Source organism: Dactylosporangium sp. NPDC051484 (assembly GCF_040689395.1).
GTDB lineage: Bacteria > Actinomycetota > Actinomycetes > Mycobacteriales > Micromonosporaceae > Dactylosporangium.
Genome location: NZ_JBFAZX010000075.1, coordinates 1 through 7,322, shown reverse-complemented (window position 1 = coordinate 7,322; position 7,322 = coordinate 1). Strand labels below are relative to the sequence as shown.

The following is a 7,322-nucleotide window of genomic DNA, read 5'->3' as shown; positions in this document are numbered from 1 at the left end:
CAAGCGGCGGAGGTGGCCCGGCTGCGGACCCTCGGCGCGACGCTCACCGACGTCGGCCAGGACGACGTCCCATGGGTCGTCCTCGCCGACCCCGAAGGCAACGAGTTCTGCGTCCTCGCTCCGGCCTGACGCGGAGCCTCCCCCCGCCCGCGTGCCGGACAGCGGCGAGCCGCCGCGGAACAGGCCGCTGACCACGTCGGCGCCACCCCTGCAGGACGTTGTTGGCCGCGGTCAGCTTGCCGCGGGCGGAGCGCATCCAGGGAGGGTCGCTGCGGCCCGTCGAGCGCGGCGACCGCACCGGCGACGAGCCGCGGCAGCCACACCGCTGGCGCGGCTCAGCGGCGCAGCGACCAGTCCGAGGCGTCGCCGTCGGTGAGGCTCCCGTCGGACAGGGACGCGGCGGCGGCGACCGGCCAGTGGCCGGACGGGAACGCGGGGCCGTCGGTCAGGCGGGTCAGCAGGGTCTGCTGGGTGCGGCGGCCCCGTTCCAGCTCCAGGGTCAGCGCCCGCTGCAGGCCGTTGAGCGCGGCGATGCACTCCGACGCCGCGGCCAGGGCCAGCGCGGCGCCCGCCGGGGCCGTCGCCGGGGTGGCGGTCGCGGCCGCCGCCGTGGCCAGCTGGGCGGTCAGGCCGGTCAGTGCGGCGCCGACCGCGGTCCAATACGCAACCAGGGCCGCGGCCGTCTCCCGCAGCGACGCGGCCGTGTCGCCGGCGGTTCCGGCGAGCTGGAGCAGGGCCTCGTGCTGCGGGGGTAGCGTCCGCGCATACGCCTCGGCGGCCGGGCCCTGCCAGTGGTCGTCGGCGTGCAGGGAGCCGGAGGTGAAGGTGGCGGCGCGGTCGGTGGCCTGGGCGGCGATCGCGAGCCGCCAGCGCTCGGCGGCCTGCCACAGGGCGACCGGATCGCCTGGGCGGTCGAGCATGGTGCGCAGGTGACCGGCCACGTCGGCGGCGGCCCGCTCCAGCTCGGCGAGTGGCCGCTCCAGGACCGGCGCGGCGGGGCCGAGGAGGCGCAGCCAGCGGTGGCAGTCGGAGACGACCCGGGCGGCGTGCCGGGCGGCGGCGTCCAGCAGGTCCTCGGCGACACGCAGCAGGTGACCGAAATCGTTCAGCACGGCTCACCAGATCCCGCGCAGGCGGTGGACGGCGGCGCGCTCGTCGCGCTCGTAGCCGTCGGCGGCCTCGTGCAGGGCCTCGGCGGTCGCGACGCCGGTGCGGGCGGCCTCGGCGAGCAGGGTGGCAACGGCGTGTCGCAGCTCGGCGTGGACGCCGGCCAGGCCGGTCAGGTCGCCCAGGGCGGAGAACTGGCCGCCGTCCAGGGGCGGGGCGGCCGTGGCGGCGGTGGACATGGCGGCGGCCGCCGTCAGCCAGGCCGCGGCGTCGTCGCGCAGCGCCGCGATGCCGGCGGCGATGCGTTGCGGTGTGGGTGGTGCCATGGGTCGACGACATCACGGACGGGCGTGGGCCCGGAAGGGGCGATCGTCGGCTGTGGATAAAGCCTGTGGATAACTCAGGCGTCGTCCTTGCGCCGCCACAAGCCGACGTACACGGCGATGAGGACCAGCACAACCGTGGCGAGGCCGAGCATGATCCAGACGAAAGCGCCATTGCCTGCCATGCGGGAACCGTACCGAAGCCACCCGGCACGGGGCGTCGCACGCACGAGTGACAGCCGGGCTTGATAGCGTCCGCTGCGATGAGCGCACAATTCGTCCTGGCCAACACGCGCCTCTCGCCGGTGCCGCTGACCCCCGAGGTACACCTGCACCTGGCCGACGAGGCCATCGAGCTGTGGGAGCGGACCGAATCCGATCAGGGCGGGCAGCTCCCGCCGCCGTTCTGGGCGTTCGCGTGGGCGGGCGGGCAGGCCCTGGCACGCTACGTGCTGGACCACCCGGCGCTGCTGGCCGGGCGCGACGTGCTCGACCTGGCCGCCGGGTCGGGGCTGGTGGCGATCGCGGCGATGAAGGCCGGCGCCGCCCGGGTCACCGCCGTGGAGATCGACCCCCTGGCCATCGCCGCGATCGACGTCAACACGCAAGCGAACGACGTGGCGGTGACGGCGCTGCTCGGCGACGTGCTGGAGCAGGAGCCGGACGCCGGCGTCGTGCTCGCCGGCGACGTCTTCTACAGCCGGGAGATGACCCGGCGGATGCTGGCGTACCTGCGCCGGGCCGCGGGCAAGGGCGCGACGGTGCTCGTCGGCGACCCGGGCCGGGCGTATCTGCCGAAGGACCATCTGACGCTGCTGGCCGAGTACGAGGTGCCGGTGCCGCGGACGCTGGAGGACGCGCCGGTCAAGCGGACCACGGTGTGGGCGGTCAACCCGTAGATGTCGACCCCCTCGCGCATTCCGCCGCCGCCTCTGCCCGCCGTCGGCGACCTCGGCGAACACGACTTCACCGAGGCGTGGCTGGCCAACCGGCGGCTGTCGGCGCACACCCGGGCCGCGTATCGCCGCGACGTGCAGCAGTACCTCGCCTGGTGCGCCGGCCGCGACCTGGATCCGCTGCGGGCGTCGTTCCTGCACGTCAACGCGTACGCCCGCGATCTGGAGTCGACCGTGGACGGCCGGACCGGGAAGGTGCTCGCCCCGGCCAGTGTCGCCCGGAAGCTCTCGGCGCTGTCGAGCTGGTACGCCTTCCTGGCACGGCTGGAGGCGGTGAGCGCCAACCCGGTCGGCGGCGCCGACCGGCCCCGGGTGGCCCGGGACGTGTCCGCGACGGTCGGGCTCAGCACCGGTGAGGTCGACGCGATGCTCGCCGCGGCCGGGCGCCTCGACGGGCCGACCGCGTCCCGGGATCGGGCCGTGCTCGCGCTGCTGGCCGACCTGGGGCTGCGCGTCGGCGAGGTGGTCGCCCTCGACCTCGGCGACCTGGGCGCCGAGCGCGGCCACCGCACGGTGCGGTTCACCGGCAAGGGCGGCAAGGCCCGCCGCCGGGCGCTGACTCCGGCCGTGGTGTGGGCCCTGGACGAGTATCTCGAGGTGCGCGGCGACGCGCCCGGCCCGCTGTTCGCCACCGCGACCGGCGGGCGCGTCGACCGGCACGCGGTGTTCCGGCTGGTGCGCCGCCTCGCGCGGGACGCGGGCGTGCCGGCCTGGGAGCGGCTCTCGCCGCACTCGCTGCGCCACGCGTTCGCCACCGCGGCCCGCGACGAGGGCGTGCCGCTGGAGGACGTGCAGGACGCGATGGGCCACGCCGACCCGCGCACCACCCGCCGCTACGACCGGGACCGGCACAACCTGGACCGGGACCCGGCATACACGCTCGCCGCGGCGCGCTCCAGGCGCGCCAGACCCTAGGCTAGGTCAGCTGCGCGAAGTGCTCGTGCAGGTCCGCCGAGACGTCGGCCTGGCCGAGCCGGCGCAGGATCCACAGCGACGCCAGCAGGGCCGGCCGCTCGTCGCCGCGCTGCGCCGCCCACGCCGCGTGCTCCAGCAGCAGCGCCGCGGTCAGCGCGTGCCCGAGCCGCAGCGCCAGCTCGCGGGCCCCGGCCATCACCTTGGGGTCGCGCGGGTCGGCGGCGGCCGTGGCCACGTCGCGGGCGAGCCGGCGGGTCGCGGCGGCGAGGGCGTCGGCGACCCCGGGCAGCCGGTGCGCGGCGGCGTCCGCGGCGGCGGTGAGCCGGTGCAGCAGCGGCGCCGCGCCCGCGCCGTCGGACAGGGCGCGCAGCACGTCAACGGACAGCACGTTGGTGGTGCCCTCCCAGATGGGCAGCACCTGGGCGTCGCGCAGCAGCCGGGGGATGCCGGTGTCCTCGACGTAGCCGGCGCCGCCGAAGCATTCGAGGTATTCGCTGGCGGAGGCGACCGCGAGCCGTCCGGTGGTGAGCTTGGCCAGCGGCGCGGCGAGGCGCAGTTCCGCGGCCGCGGCGGTGTCGCTGTGCTCGGCCCGGCCCAGCAGCGCGAAGGCGTGCATCGCGAGGGCGAACGCGCCGGCGGCGTCGACGGCGAGACCGCCGAGGGTGGCGCGGTGCAGGGGGTTGTCGGCCAGCCGGCCGCCGGCGACGGTGCGTTCGGTGGCGTAGCTCAGCGCGTACTCCAGGCCGCGGCGCATCCCGCCGGCCGCCGCGGCGGCGTTGTGCAGCCGGGTGACCACGACCAGGGTCATCATCGCGGCGAGGCCGGGCGCGCCCGGGTCGGCGAGCGGGAACGCGGCGACGTCGTCGAGGCGCACCTCCCCTGTCGGCACCGCGCGGGTGCCGAGCTTGTCCTTGAGGCGCAGCACCTGCAGGCCGGGGGTGGGCGCGTGGCCGTCGGCGGCATACCGCGGTACCAGGAACGGGACCAGGTTGCGACTGCCGGGACCGGCGCCCTCCGGCCGCGCCAGCGCCACGGCCATCGCCGAGTCGATCGCGGAGCAGAACCACTTGTCGCCGGTGAGCAGCCAGCCGCCGCGGCCGTCGGGCCGTGCGGTGGTGGTGGACCGGGCGATGTCGGAGCCGCCCTGCGACTCGGTCATCCACTGCCCGGAGGTGACCGCGACGGCCGGGTCGGTGCAGACCAGCCGGGCCAGCCACTCGCCCTGCACGCCGGCCTGGGTCAGCAGCGCGGCGGCGCCGTCGCTCATCGCGACCGGGCACGAGAACGTCGCCGACTCGGGGCCCCAGAGGTGCAGCAGCGCGTGCTGGACGACCCGCGCGCCCGGGCCCCAGGCCGCGCGGGCGTCCGGCGCCCGGCCCGGACCAGGCGGCAGGTAGGGCAGGGCGACGACGGCGTGCCGCGCGGCCGCGGCGCGCTGCGTCTGCCACCCGGCCGAGGTGTCGACGCGCTCGACGCGGTTGCCCCACGCGTCGAAGCGGGTCAGCGACGGCGGGTGCGTCTCGGCGTCGTGGTGCGCGGCCCGCAGCGGCCCCACGACCTCGGCGGACAGGTTGGCCAGGCGCTCCTTGGCGGCGGCGTGCCCGTCCTCGCCGAGCAGCCGGTCGAGCCAGCCGCGCAGCTGCGGGTCGGCCGTGTACGGGTCGCGCAGCGACGGCCCGGTCTGCGCGAAACGCGTCATGCCAGACACGTTACCGCCCGGTACGGTGACCATACTGGACCGCGTGACCCTCCACATCGACAACGCCCAGCGCCGGGCGCGGCTGGCCTGGCGGCACGGCCTGGCCGGCCCGACACCGCCCGGCAAGGGCCCCGAGGACGTCGCGGCCGACCTGGTCGCGCTGCACGCCACCGACCCCGCCACGGTGCACCTGTCGGTCGCGGCCCGCCTGCACGCGCCGCTGGTCGCGACCGTTGAGGACGCCCTGTACGAGCGCCGCAGCCTGCTGCGGATGCTCGGGATGCGCCGCACGATGTTCGTCGTGCCGGTCGGCTTCGCCTCGGTCGTGCAGGCCGGCGCCACCCGCGCGGTCGCCGCCGAGCAGCGCCGGCTGCTGCTGCGCCACCTCGTCGAGTCCGGCGTCGGCGACGCCGCGTGGCTGGCCGATGTGGAGGAGTCGACGTACGCGGCGCTGCGCCGCCGGGGCACCGCGACCGCGGCCCAGTTGGCCGCCGACGAGCCGCGGCTGCGCAGCCTCATGGTGTTTCCGCAGGGCAACCAGTACGTCACCAGCCGGCTGCTGCTCCTGCTCGCCGCCGACGGGCGCATCGTGCGCGGCCGGCCGCTCGGCACGTGGATCAGCAGCCAGTACGCCTGGTCGTGCCTGCCGGACTGGCTGAGCGAGCCGCTGCCGGAGCTCGACCCGGCGCGGGCGCGCACCGAGCTGGCCCGGGCGTGGCTGGCCCGCTACGGCCCCGGCACCGTCGCCGACCTGAAGTGGTGGACCGGCTGGACGATGACGCACACCCGGGCCGCGCTGCGCGCCCTGGCGGCGGTCGAGGTGACCCTGGACGGGGGCGAGACCGGCTTCGTGCTGCCCGGCGACACCGACCCGGTCCCCGACCCCGGGCCGTGGGTGGCCCTGCTGCCGAGCCTCGACCCGACGGTCATGGGGTTTCAGAGCCGGATGTGGTATCTCGGCAGCCACGCGCCCGCCCTGTTCGACCGCACCGGCAACGCCGGCCCGACGGTGTGGGCCGACGGGCGCGTCGTCGGCGCCTGGGCGCAGCGCCCGACCGGCCAGGTGGCCGTCGAACTGGTGGAGGAGGTGCCCGCGGCCACGCGCCGGGCCGTGGACCGCGCCGTGAAGGAGCTGGAGGGCTGGCTGGGCGACGTCCGGGTCACCCCGCGCTTCCGCGCACCGCTCGAGAAGGAACTTGCCGGGTCACGGTGAACTCCCGGAAACTGTCACACCCCTTGGGTACGTTCGTCCGCGTGACAGTGCTCTTCTGGATGGTGGCCGGGCTGGCGGCGGCGTTCACGGCCGTGCGGGCCCTCGGCGTCGAGCGGGGGACGCCGCTGGTGCAGCTCGTGTCATACACCCCATATGCCGCCATCGGCGCTCTCGCGGCCGGCGGGATCGTGCTCGCCGCCGGCGCCACGGGGCCCGGGCTGCTCTGCCTGGCCTGCGGCCTCGTGCTCGCCGCGCTGGTCACGCCGCGGCTGGTGCCTCGCCGGCCGGCCGGCGAGGGGGTGCGGCTGCGGGTGATGGCGGCCAACCTGCTCTTCGGCCGCGGCGGCACGGCGGCGCTGGTCGAGCAGGTGAAGGTCGACGACGTCGACGTCCTCGCGCTGCAGGAACTCACCGCCGAGGGCCTGGCGGCGCTGGAGGAGGCCGGGATCGACGCGCTGCTGCCGCACCGGGTGGTCAGCCCGGCGCCGGGCGGCGGGGGCGCCGGGCTGTTCAGCCGGCACCCGATCGACGGGCCCGGGGTGCGCACCCTCGCGCCGGTCCCGATGACCCAGACGTGGGCCACGGTGCTCGTGCCCGGAGCCGGCCCGGTCGCGGTCGAGTCCGCGCACCCCTACCCGCCGCGCCCGGGCCGCGCCGACGTCTGGGCCGCCAACCTCGCAGCCCAGCCCGTGCCCGACGCCGACGGCCCGCCACGGGTGCTGCTCGGCGACTTCAACGCCACGCTCGACCACGCGCCGCTGCGCCGATTACTGCGCGCCGGCTACCGCGACGCGGCCGCGGTCCGCGGCCGGGGCCTGCGGCCGACCTGGCCGTATCGCACCGTGACGCTGCCGTTCTGGACGCCGCCGGTGACGCTGGACCACGTGCTTGCCGACCGCCGCATCGGGGTGCGCGAGTTCGGAACCCGCCGCACGGCGCACAGCGACCACCGCGCCGTCGTCGCCGAGCTGATCCTCCAGCCGTCCTCCGGATGATCACGGACGAGATTGGCGAACAACGCCGTTGCGTTTGGTGATTGGCGGCGGTGTCAAGGGGGCCTGCAGATGCGAACGGGACTTCTGGTAGATCAACTTGTGTCGAGCAACTTG

Annotated in this window: 8 protein-coding genes; 5 read left to right on the top strand and 3 right to left on the bottom strand. The window is 76.3% G+C overall.

All coding sequences use genetic code 11. The features are described 5' to 3' along the window. Positions 1–12 precede the first annotated feature (12 nt). Positions 13–129, top strand: a complete 117-nt coding sequence (locus AB0367_RS38550; protein ID WP_366231475.1) for a VOC family protein — start codon at positions 13–15, stop codon at positions 127–129. 206 nt (positions 130–335) lie between these two features. On the opposite strand, the gene AB0367_RS38545 is transcribed toward AB0367_RS38550, so the two are convergent. Together AB0367_RS38545 and AB0367_RS38540 are read right to left on the bottom strand one after the other, a co-directional pair. After that, positions 336–1,112: a hypothetical protein gene (locus tag AB0367_RS38545; RefSeq protein WP_366231474.1), complete on the bottom strand. Its 777-nt coding sequence runs from the start codon at positions 1,110–1,112 to the stop codon at positions 336–338. A 3-nt stretch (positions 1,113–1,115) separates the two neighbouring features. Further along, entirely contained in the window at positions 1,116–1,433 is a 318-nt protein-coding gene (locus AB0367_RS38540) for a hypothetical protein (RefSeq protein ID WP_366231473.1), read from the bottom strand. A 260-nt stretch (positions 1,434–1,693) separates the two neighbouring features. On the opposite strand from AB0367_RS38540, the gene AB0367_RS38535 reads away from it, so the two are divergent. Beyond that, a complete protein-coding gene (locus AB0367_RS38535; RefSeq protein ID WP_366231472.1) occupies positions 1,694–2,329 on the top strand; it encodes a 50S ribosomal protein L11 methyltransferase in 636 nt (211 codons plus the stop codon). Then, the gene (locus AB0367_RS38530; protein ID WP_366231471.1) at positions 2,330–3,301 is read left to right on the top strand and encodes a tyrosine-type recombinase/integrase; all 972 of its coding nucleotides are present in this window, start codon (positions 2,330–2,332) and stop codon (positions 3,299–3,301) included. It abuts the gene before it with no gap. 1 nt (position 3,302) lies between these two features. Here the strand turns inward: AB0367_RS38530 and AB0367_RS38525 are convergent, their stop codons facing one another. Continuing rightward, positions 3,303–5,000, bottom strand: a complete 1,698-nt coding sequence (locus AB0367_RS38525; RefSeq protein ID WP_366231470.1) for an acyl-CoA dehydrogenase family protein — start codon at positions 4,998–5,000, stop codon at positions 3,303–3,305. A gap of 43 nt (positions 5,001–5,043) precedes the next feature. Between AB0367_RS38525 and AB0367_RS38520 the strand changes: the two genes are divergently transcribed. Both AB0367_RS38520 and AB0367_RS38515 read left to right on the top strand, forming a co-directional pair. Next, on the top strand, positions 5,044–6,213 hold the full coding sequence (locus AB0367_RS38520) for a winged helix DNA-binding domain-containing protein (RefSeq protein ID WP_366231469.1): 1,170 nt from the start codon (positions 5,044–5,046) through the stop codon (positions 6,211–6,213). A gap of 41 nt (positions 6,214–6,254) precedes the next feature. Then, positions 6,255–7,208 (top strand): endonuclease/exonuclease/phosphatase family protein, encoded by a 954-nt coding sequence (locus tag AB0367_RS38515; RefSeq protein WP_366231468.1) that lies wholly within the window; start codon positions 6,255–6,257, stop codon positions 7,206–7,208. The last annotated feature ends 114 nt before the right edge of the window (positions 7,209–7,322 follow it).